Source organism: Paenibacillus sp. oral taxon 786 str. D14 (assembly GCF_000159955.1).
Taxonomy (GTDB): domain Bacteria; phylum Bacillota; class Bacilli; order Paenibacillales; family Paenibacillaceae; genus Fontibacillus; species Fontibacillus phoenicis.
The window spans coordinates 43040-59676 of sequence record NZ_GG695974.1 but is presented as its reverse complement, the minus strand read 5'-3'; the positions used below and the strand labels follow the sequence as shown (position 1 = coordinate 59676).

Below are 16637 nucleotides of genomic sequence, written 5' to 3'. Positions count from 1 at the left end.
TGGCGCCAGAAACCGGCGCCTTCACCATTTACAGATCCACTTCTACCATCGACTGGGCGGTCTCCGGATAATCGGTGATGATGCCGTCGATCGGATATTTGAGCACTTCCTTCATGTCCCTCCGGGTATTCACGGTCCACACCCAAACCTCGCGGCCGTCGGCATGGGCCTGGTTCACCAGGAAATCGGTTAACATCACCTGCTCAATCGTATAGAAATCGACGTCGAGCACCGATAGATCTCCGAGGGCGAAGAACAGAATTCGCCCGATCTTGATCTCGGGAGCCAATTCACGGATTCGGCCAAGCACTTCGCCGTCGAAGGATTGCACTCTCACCTCTTCCTCGGCTCCAGCTTCCTTGATGAGGCGGACAACCTCCTCCGCCAGCGCTTCACTAGGGGAGCCGTTGGGCTTCAGGTCCAGCAGCAGCTTGATTCGCCCTTGCGCCTCGGCGAGCACGCTGGACAACGAGGGGATATGTATCGGATAACCGTTCGCATCGATGCCGATGCTCAGTTGCTGCACTTCGTTGAAGCTCATATCCGCGATCCGCTTCCGCAAGCCTGTCATCCGTCGCAGGTCGGAATCGTGGTTTAACACAGCGACGCCATCCTTGGTCAACTGCACGTCCAACTCCACGACTTGAAGGCCTTTGTCGATCGCGGAGATCAGGGCAGGCAGCGAATTTTCCGGAGCATTCGACGTATCCCCGCGATGCACTGCGATCTGCACGTTCCATTTTGCGTAGACGAGACTCTCGTTCGCCCGCAAACCGATCAGCAGCGCTAGCGAAATATAAAGGGTCGCGCTTAGGACATACACCATCCTTTTCCACTTTAGCCCCTTCCACCAATCTACGATCTGGTTCTCCAGACGACCGATTCGGCTGCGGCGCACCTGCAGCTGATCCCTTGGCCGAATCCATTTTAAGCGGCCCAACGCATAATAAAGTCTCGTCAGCACGAACAGGTTGATTGGCAGCAGCAGAAGCTCCAGCAGATAAGCCAGTACCGTCGTAACCGGCAGTGAATAGTGCTGGGACACCAACGCAAGCACATCCAGATCAAGCCAGGAAGGGATGTGCCCAAGGGCAGTCACCACCGCGGAGGTGACCCCGACCACCGTACAGTTAAACAGAAGCAGCGTTCCAAACAGCCGCCACCGCCGACCTTGCGTCAGCTCATGGCTTTGGCGAACCGCCTGCCGGAGATTCATATCCTCGAGCACGATACAATGCAGGACGAAAATCCAGCGGAGCAAAGTATAGAGCAGCCCTGCGATCAGCACGAGATAAGCTACGGTCATGGTGAATGAGGCATCCAGCACTTGATTGTTCAAGAAGATCGGCACGTTAAACAACGCGTAAAACGAAGCCGACAGCGGCGAGTCCACAAACGGAATCAAGAGCAGCAACAACAGCAGCAGCTGGAATACGCCAAACCCGAACAGCTTGGGCATTTTATGCAGCACCGTTAACACAGCATCAGAAATGGCAATCGACTTGCCAAAAAAGCGCTGCTGAATCAGCACGATGAGGACCAACAATTCAATCAGCAGGGTAAAAGAGGCAACAAGCCCGATGAGAGTCAGTCCCGCCATACCTTTATAGCTCAACCCGATCCGGTAAACCTCCCCGTTCAACAGGGAACCGGAGCCGACCACCCGGAGAACCCGGTTGAACAGGAACGTCGTAACCGGCAGGACAAAGACGCTTGTGGCCAGCATATACAGCAGCTGAAACAGCAGCAGCTTACCGGAATACTTGCGGAAGTCACGGATGCTTCTGCCGATCAGTTTAAGCATGGACCCCCTTCCCTGTTCCATCAGGTCCACCGCGCAGCCCAAACCTTCATCTCATGACATATGACATGCAAGTCCATCCCCTTCGGCGTAAGCGTGTATTCGACCGTCACGGGAACGGTAGGATACACTGTACGCTCCAGTACGCCCTTCTCCTCCAGATGGCGCAACGTACTGGTTAACGCCCGTGGACTCACTTGAGGGATTCGGCGTTGCAGCTCCCCAAAGCGCAGCGTCCCTCCAAACAGCTCGCGGATCACGAGGAACGCCCATTTCCCTCCGAGGACGTCCAACGTTTTTTCGATATTGCATTCGATATGCTCCGGCGTTTTCGGAATGTAATTGCTAGCCTTGCGGATGCTGTTCATTCGTAAAAACCTCCCCTGGAAGTGTTGCTTTAGTGATGTATAAGAGTTGCTATTTCAGGCGATATAGGTTCGCTATAGAGCACTATACTTTTTATAGTAAGTATCACAGATATAATTTAGTGAAGGAGTTTTCACTTCTTTCAATTGTATATGAACTTTTATAGAATGAAAATGGTTCCAACACAAATGCTCAAGGAGGATGATGAAACATGGAATATAGAAGACTAGGCGGAAGCGGCCTCAAAGTCAGTGAAATCAGCTTGGGAAGCTGGCTGACTTACGGCGGGTACGTCGAACGTGAAAACGCGGAGAAATCGATCAAAACCGCTTACGATCTAGGGATCAACTTCTTTGACACCGCCAATGTATACGAAAAAGGGGCCGCCGAAGAGCTGGTGGGCAAAGCGCTTAAAGCTTACCCCCGGGAATCCTATGTATTGGCTACGAAAGCGTTCTGGCCGATGGGGGATGGACCTAACGATCGCGGTTTGTCGCGGAAGCACGTCATGGAGCAGGTCCATGCCAGCCTGAAGCGTCTTGGCCATGATTATATCGATATCTTTTATTGCCACCGTCACGATCCGGAGACACCGCTTTACGAAACGCTGCGCACGATCGATGACCTGATCCGTCAAGGCAAAATCCTGTACGCCGGCGTCAGCGAATGGCAAGCCTCACAAATTGCGGAAGCTGTTGGCTTGGCCGATCGTTACCTGCTGGATCGCATCGTCGTGAATCAGCCGGTATATAACATGTTTAATCGTTATATCGAGAAGGAAGTCATCCCGGTCAGCGAACGTCACGGCATCGGCCAGGTGGTCTTCTCTCCGCTGGCTCAAGGTCTGCTAACCGGTAAATATACATCTGCAACCGATATTCCGCAGGACAGCCGTGCAGCCAAGCTGGAATGGGTTCGCAAAGGCATTACGGAAGAGAACATCGCCAAGGTGAAGCAGCTTGAGGGAATTGCCGCTGAACTTGGCATCACGGTAGGTAACCTGGCCCTGGCTTGGATTTTGCGCCAAAACAACGTGGCCAGCGCACTGGTTGGCGCCAGCCGTCCGGAACAGGTGATCGAGAACGCCAAAGCTTCCGGCATCAAACTAAGCGAGGACGTGCTGACGCGGATCGAAGAGATTCTGAACTAAGAAGGAGTCGAAGCAGCCATGGCTAAAGTCGTAGTTACCGGGGGAAGCGGGATGTTAGGACGCTATGTGGTACGCGAATTCGTCGAACACGGATATGACGTGCTGAACGTAGACATCCGTCCATTTAGAAGACCCGGTCTGTCCGACATTGAGCGCCGATCTGGAGCAGCTTGGCGAATGCTACAGTGCGCTGGCCGGAGCGGACGCGCTTGTTCATCTCGCTGCCATTCCCGCTGCGCATGAAGTAAAGCTGTAAACCTCCTATGGCTGTTCATGCAGAAGAACCCGGTTCCGTTGATATGGAGCCGGGTTCTTTTTTTACTAGCCTTACTGTATCCCAAAACCGCGTTTTTCTGATATCTTAGAGGAAGTCATACCAATCAACGAATACATCGAATCAGGAGATTTCCGTTATGCGCAAACACATTGTAGCCATCGATATGGACGATACCCTATGCCATCTCGTGCCCAAAGCGATTTACTATCATAATCTGCAGTTTCCCGACCGTCAGCTCACCATGGACCAAATGACCAGCTTTGATATGACACAAATCTGGCATCCCGAGTGTAATGAAGATCTCTTCTTCGGACGCCCCGGCTTGTATGAGGAGCTGGAGATCTTTGATGAGCATACCGTCGAGGAAGTACGCAAAATGACGCAGGAGCATGATGTGATCATCGTTACGGCCGCCCGCCCCTCATCTGTACAGGAAAAATGGAACTGGCTGCAACGCTGGATGCCGTTTATCCCGTTTGAGAACTTCTTCGTCGCCAAGCGAAAAACGCTGCTGGACTTCGACCTGATAATCGATGACGGGCCGCATAATTTGCAGCCTGCCAAGGAAGCTGGCCGGCTCACCATCGGGATCCCACGCCCGTGGAACGCCTCGATTCAGCAGCAATTCCTCATGAAGGATTCATGGGAAGGCATGAGCGACTTGGTGAACCAGCTGTTGGCTGAACGTTTCCCAAGGGAATAGCTCAGCGGCTACTGCAGATGCCCCCGGATGGGAGCCGAAGTTGTTTCCCCGAAGGACACGTTTACGGCATGGCGGATCTCTACGCCTTCCTCCAGCAGTTCGATTTCGATGCTGGACCGGAACGGCGTCTCCAAACTCAGCTTCCCGCTCCGAATCCGCCTGCATCCGAGGCGGCTCCAAAACCAGCCCCTCCAGGACATGCCGCAGCTCTTTGATGCAGCGATGTAACATTTTCCAGGCGCTGAATATCTCCAAATTTCGCGCCAGCCTATCCAACAACCGAATCGAAGTATGCTAGAATAAAGAGCATGGTTGCGATAGAACGAATAGAAAGGGACGTCATCGTTGGCACAATTATTTTACAAGTACGGAGCAATGAACAGCGGCAAATCTATCGAAATTTTGAAGGTTGCCCACAATTATGAAGAGCAGAACAAACCGGTGCTGCTCTTTACTTCGGCGATCGATAACCGTGACGAGGTTGGTTATGTCTCCTCGCGGATTGGATTGCGCCGGCAGGCTATTCCGATTTATCCGGACACGAACCTCTTCGAAATTGTCAAAAATCATACCCCGCGCTTATACTGCGTATTGGTCGATGAATGCCAATTCCTCGGTGAGAACAACATTAAGCAGCTGGTCCGCATCGTCGATGAGCTGGATATTCCCGTGATGGCTTTCGGGTTGAAAAACGATTTCCAGAACCAGTTGTTCGAGGGCAGCCGCCTGCTGCTGATTTATGCGGACAAAATCGAGGAAATGAAAACGATCTGCTGGTTCTGCGCCCGCAAAGCAACGATGAACCTGCGGGTGGAGAACGGCAAACCCGTTTACACCGGCGAGCAGATCCAAATCGGCGGCAACGAGTCGTATTACCCGGTATGCCGGAAATGCCACGCCAACCCGCCGCTGTAATACTTCCGAATCTAAAAAAACGGACCGGCTAACGCCGGTCCGTTCGTCGTTTTTAATCCATATCGTAAATCGTGCCCACCTTCAGCCCGTACAGCTCGTTGTAGATCTTTTCTGCATAGGCGTCCGTCATGCCGGCAATATAATCGATGATCATATGCTCCCATGTCCAGATCGGTTTGGGCTTGGCCTGATCCCGGTCAAACCGGCGCAGCCAGTCACCGGGAATGATCGACTTGCTTGTCTCCGGATCCACGAAGGCATCCCACAGCCGCTTGATAATCCATGCGCTGCGCTTCTGCAGCCGTTGGACCCGCAAATCGCGGATCATCGTCACCCAAGCGAAGCTCTTCAGCACGCTCACCGTCCGCAGCATATCCTTATCCTCCTGCCCGTCCTTCACGAACGTGACCTTCTGCCAATCGCCGTCATCGATAACTCCCAGGCAGCCGACGAACAGGCTGACCCAATAGGCCTTCACCTCCCGGCGCGTGCGGGAATAGTCATGATCACACACCGGCATTTTGACATTCCAGATGCGCAGGAAATCGTCCAGCACCTCGGCCACCTTGACCTGAATTTGCTGCGGCTGCCATCCCGCCCAGCAAGCATCCTCCAACGTCATGATTTTCTCGACGATCAGTCTCTGAATGTGCGAGTCCTTGAGGAAATGCTCGTGCACCTCGATTTTTCCCGCCTTGATGCCATCCTCGAGATCGTGGGCCGAATAAGCGATGTCGTCGCAAAGGTCCATCAGCTGCGCCTCAAACGTCTTCTTCCCTTCGGGAATGCCCCAGCGGTCGCGAATGAAGGAGATGTACTCCCATTCATGCAGATATAACCCTTTCTTGTTGATCGTACCGGGATAAGGGTATTTATTTGTTCCAAGCAGCACCGCATCGGATAAGTTCAACCCGTCGATGTTTTCCCGCTTCTCCAGGTGTACTCTCTCAAAATAAATGACAAAAACGAGATACCAAAAAACGAACCGGGAAAACGCGGGAAAACCCGATTTTACTAGGGATTTGGTGGGATGAGGTTGGAAAACCTGTGACAAAAATCTTGAGAATGAAAAAACGGGCCGATGAGGTCGCAAAATTTGAATCAAAAGGCGCGGAAGCCTTGAAACACAAGGGAATCCGCGCTTTTTACTTTCGTGCTGCTATTTTACCACAGTTGGAGCGGGAGCAAAAAGCGGCGCGCCGTTTTAACGGGACGTTAATGGCCGTTATTCGGCGTTAATTCGAAAATGCGAAGGGCGGGAAAATCCAAGCATATCAAGGGATTTCGGAAATAACGCGCCCGTTAATGGGGTGTTAATGAAACGTCAAAAAACGCCATCAAAAAGCCGAATTCTTTAGTCCAGCAAAGTGACATTTTAGAAAAAACCGCAAAACCCTGTCACTTTGCAGTCGTGACGCGGGTTTGCGGTTTTTTTCTTGACATAAAATTTTAGTGCTTCAAAGTGACAAAGAAATAGCTGAAAACCAATCAAAAATTGGAAGAAAATAAGGGGGTCAGAACGGTTCTTCGCGAAGTTTTGCCCTCCCTTCTTCCCCTCGAATTTTGTATATGTATTTCCCGACCACCTGAACATTTCGTTCGGGTACAGCTCGTTTCGGATAGGCGGGGTTTGATGATACAAGGATAATCTTCCCGCCTTCTCGCTGAATACGCTTCAGCGTGATCTCATCTTCGATTCGAAGCAGCGCGATATCGCCATTCTCTACAACCGGTTGCTGTTTAATGACGACGAAGTCCCCGTGCTCAATACCGTCTCCGTTCATGCTATCCCCATCAACCTCTAAGACGAAGCATGTTCCTTTGATGACCTCTTTCGGGATCGGGACGTACCCGCGAATGAATTCGTAGTACGTTTTTTCGATCCCCGCTGCTGTCTTACCGACCAGAGGGACGAGGGTCTCCTCCACATGTTCCGCAGAGGTTTCTTCAAGAGCCGGTTGATCTTGCTTCGATTGAACTGACGTTACCGCGTGTTCCTCTCTCGCGGCGGCCTCCTCATTCTTGTGTTGCTTCTCAAAAAGTGCCAGCTCGATGAATCGTTTGATAAAAGCGCGATCCTTCTCGTCCAGTTCCCCTATCAGTTTTTCAAAGTGGGAAGTAGTTTCCCACTTGTCACGAAAAAAAAGAGCGGACGTTCCTTTGTCATCACTAGGTGTCTGCTCTTTTTGTGACTTTTCTAATCCTTCTAACACGCCTTCAACAAATGCTTTATCTTCCGATCTTTTGAAAGCATTCTCTTTACCAGTTAGCAGCCAATCTGTAGAGACATTAAAAAATTTTGCAAGAGCAATAATGTATTCCGCACTCGGAAGCCGCTGATCATTCTCCCAATAAGTGATGGTACTTGAACTTGAGTTTATGCTTTCAGCAAGCTTGTCCATAGAAATTTTTGCTTCGTTTCTCAGATAACGAATCCTCTTGCCTATAGAATCCAACATGATAATCACTAACCCCTCTCTCACAATTGTGAAAACACAAAAACCAGCACTCAATTAAAGGAAATTTTTACTCGCAAACAGGAGGATTTCTATTGACATTACTCAATATTAGGAGTAACATTTTATTGGGTGGTAGATTCCCAACAAAAGTATAACGCAAATGTGAGTAAACTGGCTATCACTAAGTTTGTCGAAGGAGGCGATAGGATGGCACGTAAACGGCCAATCACGGCATTCGGGTGGGAGATCAAGAAACGATTGGCTGAGCTGCGAATGGATCAGCGGGAATTCTGCCGACTGTACGACATCCCGGAAAACCGACTGGGAGACATCATGACCGGGGCGCGCAAGGCGACCAAGCACCGTGAGAAGATCGAGCGCGTTCTCGGCATCGGCAACTTCCCGGAGAAACGGGCAGAGTAACCGCGTCGTCAAGCATGCTCTTTGAAAACTGAATAGGGGGACACAAGCATATCGCGCGAAAGGAGGTGGGACGCCATGAAGGAAAAGAACGAACTGCCGACCGGGGAACGCCCCATCGATATCATCAGCCGTAGAATGCTGATAAACGCTGCACCCTGCACCATCGAACTGGCTCTGAAAGTGGATTATCTGGTTTTCCATCAAAGCATCATCGACCAGCAAATCCGCGCCCTGGAAGAAGAAGCAAAGAAGGCCATCATCGAGCGCGAACGTTGGAACCAAAGATTCCAAGCGTTGGATGTGGAGCTTCAGAAGCTGTATGAACGACACAACGAGCTGGCCGAAGCCATCGAAAAAAAGCGCGCGGAGTCGCATGATACGGAGGGGCAATCTGGTGATTCGGCTACCAAAAAGGAAGGAACGACTCATCAGCGCTGAGCCGTTCCTTCGGTCGAATCATGCGGAAAGCTGATTCCCCTCCATTATACACAGTTGCAAGTTCGTTGGAAAGGAGGAGACCGTTTGGGAGAAATATACATCACGCTCGAAGAAGCCGCTGGGCTTGAAAACGTGAAGTACAACACAATGATCCAGCGCATCAAGCGCAACCCGAAAGCTTTCCGGACGAAAACCGAGCCAGTCTCGGGCGGGAAAGACCGGGTGTTGATCGCGTTGTCATCGTTAAGCAAAAAAGCAAGGCAAGCATACAAGAAGGCTGCAAGCATAGATGGTGTGGACGTGGTCATCGAAGAAAACGCCAGCACAGAGGAAATGCCGTGGTACGTCGGCATTGACCTTGCCGCATACATCGAGAAGAACAGCAAGGAATATTACGAAGCGGTCGAGCGGGCCAAGATCATTCGCGAGTTTCTCAACTACGGAGACCGCGACCGCACCGAGTTCGCTGCCCGCTTTGCCGAATCGCACGGCATGAGCTGGCGGACGCTTTACCGATACGCACAAAGCTATCTCGAAGCCAGCGCGTGGGCAATGAAGATGAACAAGCAGGACGGAGGCAACTACGATTTCTTCAAGGTGCTGGCACTCTGCCGCAAACCAAAGCAAAAGCATACGTTTCCGTCGCTCACGCCGGAGGTCAGGGCGTTCATCGAAAACTTGTGGTTCGACCGCGCGTTCGCCGAGAACAACGGCACGCGGGAAATGTTGTACAGCAAGCTCATGAAAGTCGGTTCGGCGAATAGCTGGGACATTCCATCGTACCCGACGGTCGCCCGCTACATCGACTATCTCATGAATGTGAAACGCGGCAAGAACGCAAGGCTGCTCGCCGAAAAAGGGCTGCGCGAGTTCAAGAACCAGCGCATGGTCAAAGCGTCGCGCAATACGCGGGCGCTGCCGGTAATGGGACTGGTGCAAGGCGACAGCCACCACTTCGACCTCTGGGTCAAGTACACGTACCCGAACGGAAAGGTCAGGGCGATCCGGCCGCAGCTCGTGGCGTGGGTCGATACGCGAAGTCGGTGCATCGTCGGCGACGTGATCTGCGTCCAGCCGAACTCGCAAGTGCTGAAGCAATCGCTGCTCAACATGCTGTATAGCGAGATCGGCGGCGTGCCGGAGTGGCTGCTCATCGACAACGGCAAGGATTACACCGCCGAGACGATGACCGGACGCAAGCGCAGCGAGCGCGTCAGCTTCGACAGCGAGACGAAAGGCTTCTACCGCAGCATCGGCATTCAGGATGACATGCGCAGCTTGCCGTACCAGCCTTGGTCGAAGGCGCAGATCGAACGCTTCTTCGGTACATTGATCAGCAAGTTTGAAAAGTGGTTCGCCAGCTACACCGGCACGCTGACCGGCAAGAAAACGTCGGCGAAAGTCAAGAAGGACATCCAGAAGATGCTCGAACAGGACGAGCTGATTTCGTTCGAGGAATTTTGCGAGCTGTGGCGCAAGTGGCGGGATGAGTATCACCACTCGTTCCATCGGGGCCTGAAGGATCAAGGCGAAAAATGGCATACGCCCATCGAAGTGTTCCGAAATGCCGAGGAGCGCTACATAAAAGCGCCGCCGCCGAAGTCCTACGCAACGATCCTGATGATGAAGGCCGAACGCGTACTCGTCCGCAACATCGGGATCAAGAAATTCGGCTACGAGTACCGGGCCGACGAGCTCTGCCACTACATCGGCGAAAAGGTTGACATCAAGTGGGACCCGAACGACGTGACCAAGCTCTACGTGTACACGACGGACGGCGAGAAGATTTGCGAGGCGTACAGCCAAGAGCTGCTCCTCATCGCGCCGAAGGTTCCGCAAAAGGCGCTCGAAGAGCATCTGAAAATGCAGAAGCGCCAGCTCCGCCGGACGTTGGACGAGCTCGCCTACTACACGACGCCGCTGGAAGAGCGCGATCCAAACTTCGAAGGATACGGCAACGACGTGGCCGGGTTCATCTTCAAGAACGAGAAGCCGCAAAATACGGGCGCATCGAAAGTCATCGCGCTGCCGGATGACCAGCAGTTCAAAGAAGAGCTGCGCTCCCGGAAAGCGGCCAAGGCTGCAAGCAATGATGTGGATCATTTCTATCAAAAGAAAGCGGAGAAAACGCTCGCCGCGCTCCGCAAATTGAGTTGATAATGGAGGGATTGATATGGCGGAAACAGCAACCCTTTATCCGATTCATGGCGGCGGCACGCCGACCGCCTTGGCAATTCAGGTCAAGAGCCTGATGGACGAGAAAGGCATGACGATTACGGAGCTCGCGAAGGCGATCAACTATTCGCGCCCCGCGCTCTCGCAATACCTGAGCGGGAAATACCCTTCTGACCCGACGGAGATCGAGCAAGCGATCACCGCCTTCATCGTCGCCAACGGCGGCGAAGTGGCCGCGACAAGCGAACGGGTCAACGAGCCGCTGGCGAAGCCCGGCTTCATCGAAAGCCGCGATGCAACCGCGATCATCGGCGCGTGCCAAGCATGCCAAGAATTTACGGGGCTGGGCATCGTCGTCGGCAAGTCGGGATTCGGCAAGACCTACACGCTCAAGTATTATGCCAAGCTGCCGAAAGTCGCGTACATCGAATGCGACGACACGATGGGGCAGCGCGATCTGGTCAAGGCCATCGAGAAGGCGCTGGGCCTTCCGATCAGCTACGGCACGATCTGGGAGCGCGTAAACGGCATCCGCGAGTTCTTCAACGTGAATCCGGGGTATTTGCTCATCATCGACGAAGCGGACAAGCTCGTCAGCAAGTACAGCCAGAAGAAGATGGAAATCCTTCGCTCCATCTTCGACCAGTCCGACGTCGGGCTGATCATCGCCGGGGAACCGAAGCTGGAAGCGCAGATCAAAAGCTACATCACACGCTTTGCGAACCGGGTCGATTTCTACGTATCGCTCAAAGGGCTGACGCCGGACGAGGTTCGCCGGTTCCTCGCGAGTTACAACTTTGACGAAGAAGCGATTCAGGAAATGATCGTCCGCGCCACCAACCCGAAAAACGGCTGCTTCCGTCTCTTGGATCGCACGTTGAACAACGTCCTGCGCCGATTGAAAGTCCTTGGCGAAGGCGCGGGAAGCACGACCGTCATCACCGCCGACCTGATCGCCAAAGCCAGCAACATGATGATGTTATAAGGAGGAATGCCACATGGCCATGATCAGCCCGTATTACGAAAGCGGCATCAGCCGCCTGTACGTCTTCCTTGCGCACGTCAAGCATTTTCCTGCGCCGGTGCGGTTCGCGGCGATCACCGCCGGAATCAGCGAGCAGGAAGTTTGCCGCGCGCTGGAGCGCACGCCTTACACCGCCGTCTGCGACCAGATCATGCCGCGCGAGGAGCTGGATCGACTCGGACGGATGACCATCGGCGAGGCAAACGATTTGTATCACACGCGCGGGATCACCGTTCTCTGCCGGGACGGTCGCCCGGTCTCGCAAGGCACGGAAGACCCCGGCGCATTCGCGAATTTTGAATAAGGAGGAATTTCCCCATGGCAAGAGTACGCATACCGGATCAACCGGCACTCAAAAGCTGGGACGACGTGGATTTGACGCTGAAGGAGATCGGCGAGTGCCAGCTCGCCATCGAGCGCATCGAGGCGGAAATGAACGCCCAAATCTCGGACATCAAGCTCGCCGCCGAAATGAGCGCGAAGCCGCACAAGGAACGCATCAAGCTGCTGGAGCTCCAGATGAAGGCATTCGTAGAAGCGAATCGCGACGATCTCGGCAACAAGAAGACGAAAGAGATTAATTTCGGGCGGACGGGCTTCCGCAAGAGCACGAAGATCGTGCTGCCGCGCGCGGCGGCCAAGCTCGCGGAAGTCATCCGCCGCCTCAAGGAGTTTGGTATGACGGACTGCATCATCCAGCCGCCGGAGAAGATCGACAAGGACAACCTGAAGAAGTATCCGGAAAACGACATCCTGAAGGTCGGGGCGTCGCTCACGGTCGAGGATACGTTTTGGTACGAGGTAGACCGCGAGAAACTCGCCGATCTGTAGGTGGCCGCCATGAAGGGCATCACCTACCCGCAGATCAAGAAGATTTACGCGCTGGCGCGGGAACGCCAGATGGATAACGAAACGCTGCACGAGCTGGTTCACGCTGTGACCGGCTCGGACAGCATCAAGGCGCTTTCCTCGCAGCAGGCCGCGAATGTGATTGACCACTTGACCGGCGGCAAGCAGCCGACGCGAGCCGCGACGATCCGCCGCCCCGGCATGGCGACGCCGGGGCAGATTCATAAGATACGCGCTCTGGAACGCGAATTGGGCTGGACTGACAACCCGAAGCGCCTTCAGGCGTTTATGGACAAATACTGCGGCGGAATCGTCCGTCTGGAATGGCTCACGTTCAATCAAGCCGGGGCGCTGATCGAATCGCTGAAAGGCGTCCTGCGGTCGGAGCGTCGCCGTCATGGATAAGCAGCACAACAACGTGATCGATTACCGCGATGTATACGAACGGCTAAAGGATATTTCAGCGGCCAGATGGACGCGGGAAATGGAGTTGTTTTCCCGGCTGTACTTATGGAAACTGAACGATCAACGCGATGCGAAAGGAGGATAACCCAAGTGCCAAACTTGCTTGACCGATACACGCCGGAACAGCAAAAAGTTATCGAAGCGTATTGGGAAACCGTGCGCTTTACCCGTTCCACGGGCAAAATCTCGGACGGCATCAAGCGCAGGGAAATGGAATACTGGGCGAAGTACGACCCGGAGCTGGTCGTTCGGGCACTCCGCATCCATATGCAAAAGCACCCGAACATCAAGGAGAACTACACACGCGGCATCCTTCGCAACCTGAAAGGAGGGTCGGCTTATGCAGGGAATGAAAGAAGCGCTGTCCGGCATGATGGAACGGCTGCAAGCAGCGCGGGCAAACGCGACATCAGCGCCGAAGCAGCCTTCCGCCGAAGACTCCAAGGTCTATGAATGCCCGAAGTGCCGGGACGACGGCGTCATCTTCGACCCGGATCGCAACATCGCGTACCGCTGCGAATGCTTCGAACGCAAGAAGCTGAAGCGTATGCTCAAATCCACGAACATGAGCGAGGACGCGATGCACAAGACGTTCGACAACTTTTGTCTCGACGGCCTCGATCCGCGCGTCGTGGCGGCGTATGAGTTGGCCAAGGAATATTCCGACGGTCTCGTCGCCCGCGTGAAGAGCGGCAAGGACTTGCGCGGCGTGCCGTGGTTCGGGCTGCTCGGCACGAGCGGCTCGGGCAAGACGCATCTGATCACGGCAGCCGTCGCCCCGCTGATCCAATACGGCGTCTACCCGCTCTTCTTCAACTGGGTGCAGAGCTTCACCGAATGGTTTGCGCATTACAACGATCCGGACGGCGCGTACAAGGTCGAGGAAATTCGCCAGCGCATTTACAACTGCGAGCTGCTCGTCGTGGATGACATCTGCAAGGAGAGCCAGAAGGACACATGGGTGAAGGAATTTTACGGGATCGTCGACTATCGGTACCGCAAGCAGCTCCCCATCGTGTACACGAGCGAATATTACGCAGAGCTGATCGGCTTCCTCTCCAAAGCGACGGCGGGCCGACTGTTCGAGCGGACGCGCAGTCCGAAGGGCAAAATGTATCTCGGCAATTTGCTCCTGCGCGAAGGCGAAGACCCGCTGGCGCTGGACTACCGGTTTCGGGGGCTGATGGCATGAAAGGACTCACGGTCTTTCAAGATACAAGGGGCAATGTTTACGTATCAGCCGAACGCGCCCGGAACCTCCATAAGCTGTGTGACCGTCTCGGACGAGGGCGCAATACCATCCGCTGGAACAGCGATCTGCGCTGCTATGTGATCGTACTCTCGACCAAACAAGGCAAAGAGGTTGCCCGCGCGTTCTCAAAATCGCTGACAAAAACATCTAAGGAGGGGTGCGGGTGAACAAGCATGACCAGAGCCGCAGGAACAGTCTGATCAAAACGCTCAACAAGGCGCGGGAGCAAGCCGAGACGGCGCGGATGTACCTGATTGCGAACGAGCGCGATCCGGAGGACATCGCGGCAACAAGCCTCGCTCTCGAACATATCGAAATTGCTTTATCGCATTTGGGAGTAAAGGGGGATTGAAATTTGAATGGAAACGGCTGAAAAGCAGCGCGTGACGCGTGCTGTATCTGCGCAGGACTGGAAAGACATCGAGCGAAGGCTGAAAGGATTTTATGACCCGGTGAAGCTCGTTTGCGACGGATACGAGCTGACGCTCATACTCCAGCGCACCGGACAATTCACCAACGCGATTGCCGTTTATATCAACGGGAAGATCGACGGCAAATGGTTGATCGAAGATTGCGAGGAGCGACGCCGATTCTTTTGCCCGAAAAGCAGAAGCTTTTACTCCAGAAAGGACATGGCCAACATCAAGAAAATCTCCAAACGCATGTTCAGAGAAATGCAGGCCAAGAACAAATACGTGTATTACGAACCATTCTGGACTTCCTTCCGCTCGCTGAAGAATCATTTGATCAAGAACAACAAAAGCATCGAGTTGGTGGTCGACTGATGGCCACGAAGAAAACGAAGACCGAACCGAACCTCCTCGCCACACCGAAAAACCCCAACCTCTGCTTTGTCCTCTTCCCCAGCGCGCACCTGACCGCCTCCTCGGCGGCGGTGAGCCTGCGGAGCCTGTACCTTCAGCTTGAGCGCGAGGGCGACCGGGTGATCGAGTCAATCCAATACGATGAGGCGGCTCGCCGTCTTGAAATCAAATTTGAACCGAAAGGAGCATGAACATGGATATCTGCCCGAAGTGTTATGGCGATCAACGATTCGTGGGCTCCTTCGAGAAAGGCGTCGGCAAATTCGTTTGCGAAGATTGCGGCCATGAAGGAGCCATCGTTACACCCATCGGAAAGGAGGATGAAGGACGCGATGAAAGGGATTGATTGCGCCACTCCCCTCACCGCCCAGCTCGCCAAGCAGATCGCGGCGGCGGGATACGAGTTCGTCATCCGGTACCTCGTCCCGCAACGCTACGCATGGAAGCGCCTGACGAAAGCGGAAGTCGAGTGCATCAAGGCGGCGGGCATGCAGATCGGCTCCGTCTTCGAAACTACCGCCTCGCGCCCTGCTGGCGGCGCAGCCGCCGGAGAAGTAGACGGCCAAGAAGCGTACAACGAGGCCGTGCTGATTGGCCAGCCGCCCGGCAGCGCGATTTATTTTGCCGTTGACTACGACGCGCAGCCGAAGGACTTCAACGCCATCGAACAGTATTTGCGGGCGGCGGCAAAGAAAGTGAAAGGCTACGCGGTCGGCGTCTACGGCTCCTACGCCGTCATCGAAGAAATGGCCCGGCGCGGAGCGGCGCAGCATTTTTGGCAGACCTACGCATGGAGTCGTGGCAAGCGCAGCCAGCACGCAAACATCTGGCAGCACAAGAACGACACGAGGCTGCCGGGCATCAACCTCGCGTTGGACTTGAACGAATCCTATGGAAATGAAGGATTTTGGGGGGTGAAACCGAAGATGAAACCGGAAGACGCCGAAAAGATCATCGCCTTCCTCGGTGCCGCTTGGAAGGCCACCGAATCGAAGGAAGCGCGGGATGAGTTCCACCGTCTGGCCAACGAAGTCCGCAAGGCGGCAGGGATTCCCGTCCAGTCCTAAGCCCGCAGGGCTATTCAATCGTTTGACGTTCAGGTTATAATTGGGGGTGACGCCGTGAACCATCTGGCAAAAGAACTGACGATGGAGATGATACCGGAGCGATATCGACCCATCGCCGAGCTGATTGGCATAGACAATCTGCTGAAGCTGGCCGAATACGTCCACGGCGATGAGTTCTACATCCCAGCCCCTTCCTTCTTCTTGCGCCCCGTGCGCGACAAGAAAATCCGCGAAGAGTACGACGGTCGTAATCATCATGAACTGGCAAAGAAGTACGCGCTCAACGAGCGGACGATCCGGGAAATTTGCGAGGGGTTGAAGCCGGTGCCCGAGGAGGACGACCGACAGCTTACCCTGTTCTGAAGGGCCGTTGTCGTGGACTCCTCCAACTAAATCAATCGCGAAAGCTGGTATAAGCTACCTGTAGATAGGCGATACGCCTGCACAGG

At 54.1% G+C, this 16637-nt stretch carries 24 protein-coding genes and 1 pseudogene; 20 read left to right on the top strand and 5 right to left on the bottom strand.

The features are described 5' to 3' along the window. Window positions 1-28: 28 nt before the first annotated feature. A complete protein-coding gene (locus tag POTG_RS08930; protein WP_009224499.1) occupies window positions 29-1804 on the bottom strand; it encodes a glycerophosphodiester phosphodiesterase in 1776 nt (591 codons plus the stop codon). Between the two features lie 20 nt (window positions 1805-1824). Then, complete coding sequence (locus tag POTG_RS08925) at window positions 1825-2169, bottom strand: winged helix-turn-helix transcriptional regulator (RefSeq protein WP_009224498.1); 345 nt, start codon at window positions 2167-2169, stop codon at window positions 1825-1827. Between the two features lie 209 nt (window positions 2170-2378). On the opposite strand from POTG_RS08925, the gene POTG_RS08920 reads away from it, so the two are divergent. The 3 genes from POTG_RS08920 (at window position 2379) to POTG_RS08915 (ending at window position 4297) form a co-directional block, all read left to right on the top strand. Further along, window positions 2379-3317, top strand: coding sequence for an aldo/keto reductase family protein (locus tag POTG_RS08920; RefSeq protein WP_009224497.1), 939 nt, complete (start codon window positions 2379-2381; stop codon window positions 3315-3317). Window positions 3318-3335: 18 nt separating this feature from the next. Then, window positions 3336-3560, top strand: a complete 225-nt coding sequence (locus POTG_RS23135) for an NAD-dependent epimerase/dehydratase family protein (protein ID WP_332306501.1) — start codon at window positions 3336-3338, stop codon at window positions 3558-3560. Window positions 3561-3730: 170 nt separating this feature from the next. Further along, window positions 3731-4297, top strand: coding sequence for a 5' nucleotidase, NT5C type (locus POTG_RS08915; protein WP_009224496.1), 567 nt, complete (start codon window positions 3731-3733; stop codon window positions 4295-4297). 8 nt (window positions 4298-4305) lie between these two features. Here the strand turns inward: POTG_RS08915 and POTG_RS24290 are convergent, their stop codons facing one another. After that, window positions 4306-4497: a hypothetical protein gene (locus tag POTG_RS24290; RefSeq protein ID WP_198136181.1), complete on the bottom strand. Its 192-nt coding sequence runs from the start codon at window positions 4495-4497 to the stop codon at window positions 4306-4308. A gap of 145 nt (window positions 4498-4642) precedes the next feature. Here POTG_RS24290 and POTG_RS08910 point away from each other — a divergent pair, with 145 nt between their 5' ends. Then, a complete protein-coding gene (locus POTG_RS08910; protein ID WP_009224495.1) occupies window positions 4643-5212 on the top strand; it encodes a thymidine kinase in 570 nt (189 codons plus the stop codon). A 52-nt stretch (window positions 5213-5264) separates the two neighbouring features. Here POTG_RS08910 and POTG_RS08905 read toward each other — a convergent pair. Continuing rightward, a pseudogene (locus POTG_RS08905) lies at window positions 5265-6149 on the bottom strand (deoxyguanosinetriphosphate triphosphohydrolase family protein); the annotation flags it as partial. A 110-nt stretch (window positions 6150-6259) separates the two neighbouring features. On the opposite strand from POTG_RS08905, the gene POTG_RS23770 reads away from it, so the two are divergent. After that, window positions 6260-6451: a hypothetical protein gene (locus POTG_RS23770; RefSeq protein ID WP_009224493.1), complete on the top strand. Its 192-nt coding sequence runs from the start codon at window positions 6260-6262 to the stop codon at window positions 6449-6451. A gap of 275 nt (window positions 6452-6726) precedes the next feature. Here the strand turns inward: POTG_RS23770 and POTG_RS08900 are convergent, their stop codons facing one another. Further along, complete coding sequence (locus POTG_RS08900) at window positions 6727-7671, bottom strand: S24 family peptidase (RefSeq protein WP_036644870.1); 945 nt, start codon at window positions 7669-7671, stop codon at window positions 6727-6729. A gap of 207 nt (window positions 7672-7878) precedes the next feature. Here POTG_RS08900 and POTG_RS08895 point away from each other — a divergent pair, with 207 nt between their 5' ends. From POTG_RS08895 to POTG_RS08825, 15 genes are all read left to right on the top strand, one after another. Then, window positions 7879-8094: a hypothetical protein gene (locus POTG_RS08895; protein ID WP_036644869.1), complete on the top strand. Its 216-nt coding sequence runs from the start codon at window positions 7879-7881 to the stop codon at window positions 8092-8094. 75 nt (window positions 8095-8169) lie between these two features. Continuing rightward, window positions 8170-8532 carry a hypothetical protein gene (locus tag POTG_RS08890; RefSeq protein ID WP_009224490.1) on the top strand — a complete coding sequence of 121 codons (363 nt, stop codon included), beginning with the start codon at window positions 8170-8172 and terminating at the stop codon, window positions 8530-8532. Window positions 8533-8616: 84 nt separating this feature from the next. Then, entirely contained in the window at window positions 8617-10689 is a 2073-nt protein-coding gene (locus POTG_RS08885) for a Mu transposase C-terminal domain-containing protein (protein WP_009224489.1), read from the top strand. A 16-nt stretch (window positions 10690-10705) separates the two neighbouring features. Beyond that, on the top strand, window positions 10706-11692 hold the full coding sequence (locus tag POTG_RS08880) for an AAA family ATPase (protein ID WP_009224488.1): 987 nt from the start codon (window positions 10706-10708) through the stop codon (window positions 11690-11692). A gap of 13 nt (window positions 11693-11705) precedes the next feature. Continuing rightward, complete coding sequence (locus POTG_RS08875) at window positions 11706-12035, top strand: hypothetical protein (RefSeq protein WP_009224487.1); 330 nt, start codon at window positions 11706-11708, stop codon at window positions 12033-12035. 14 nt (window positions 12036-12049) lie between these two features. Next, window positions 12050-12562: a host-nuclease inhibitor Gam family protein gene (locus POTG_RS08870; protein ID WP_009224486.1), complete on the top strand. Its 513-nt coding sequence runs from the start codon at window positions 12050-12052 to the stop codon at window positions 12560-12562. Window positions 12563-12571: 9 nt separating this feature from the next. Continuing rightward, window positions 12572-12985 carry a regulatory protein GemA gene (locus POTG_RS08865; RefSeq protein ID WP_036644868.1) on the top strand — a complete coding sequence of 138 codons (414 nt, stop codon included), beginning with the start codon at window positions 12572-12574 and terminating at the stop codon, window positions 12983-12985. Continuing rightward, entirely contained in the window at window positions 12978-13130 is a 153-nt protein-coding gene (locus tag POTG_RS24285; protein ID WP_009224484.1) for a hypothetical protein, read from the top strand. Before POTG_RS08865 ends, POTG_RS24285 begins: the two co-directional genes overlap by 8 nt. Window positions 13131-13135: 5 nt before the next feature. Next, window positions 13136-13498 (top strand): hypothetical protein, encoded by a 363-nt coding sequence (locus POTG_RS08860; protein ID WP_036644867.1) that lies wholly within the window; start codon window positions 13136-13138, stop codon window positions 13496-13498. After that, entirely contained in the window at window positions 13386-14237 is an 852-nt protein-coding gene (locus tag POTG_RS08855) for an ATP-binding protein (protein WP_036644866.1), read from the top strand. Before POTG_RS08860 ends, POTG_RS08855 begins: the two co-directional genes overlap by 113 nt. Before the next feature lie 223 nt (window positions 14238-14460). Next, a complete protein-coding gene (locus tag POTG_RS08845) occupies window positions 14461-14649 on the top strand; it encodes a hypothetical protein (RefSeq protein ID WP_157273374.1) in 189 nt (62 codons plus the stop codon). A 7-nt stretch (window positions 14650-14656) separates the two neighbouring features. Further along, window positions 14657-15082 carry a hypothetical protein gene (locus POTG_RS08840; protein ID WP_009224479.1) on the top strand — a complete coding sequence of 142 codons (426 nt, stop codon included), beginning with the start codon at window positions 14657-14659 and terminating at the stop codon, window positions 15080-15082. Beyond that, on the top strand, window positions 15082-15312 hold the full coding sequence (locus tag POTG_RS08835) for a hypothetical protein (protein ID WP_009224478.1): 231 nt from the start codon (window positions 15082-15084) through the stop codon (window positions 15310-15312). The genes POTG_RS08840 and POTG_RS08835 overlap by 1 nt, the downstream gene beginning before the upstream one ends. Window positions 15313-15441: 129 nt before the next feature. Further along, complete coding sequence (locus POTG_RS08830) at window positions 15442-16188, top strand: DUF1906 domain-containing protein (RefSeq protein ID WP_036644865.1); 747 nt, start codon at window positions 15442-15444, stop codon at window positions 16186-16188. Window positions 16189-16242: 54 nt separating this feature from the next. Then, window positions 16243-16551 carry a Mor transcription activator family protein gene (locus tag POTG_RS08825; RefSeq protein ID WP_009224476.1) on the top strand — a complete coding sequence of 103 codons (309 nt, stop codon included), beginning with the start codon at window positions 16243-16245 and terminating at the stop codon, window positions 16549-16551. Window positions 16552-16637: the final 86 nt, after the last annotated feature.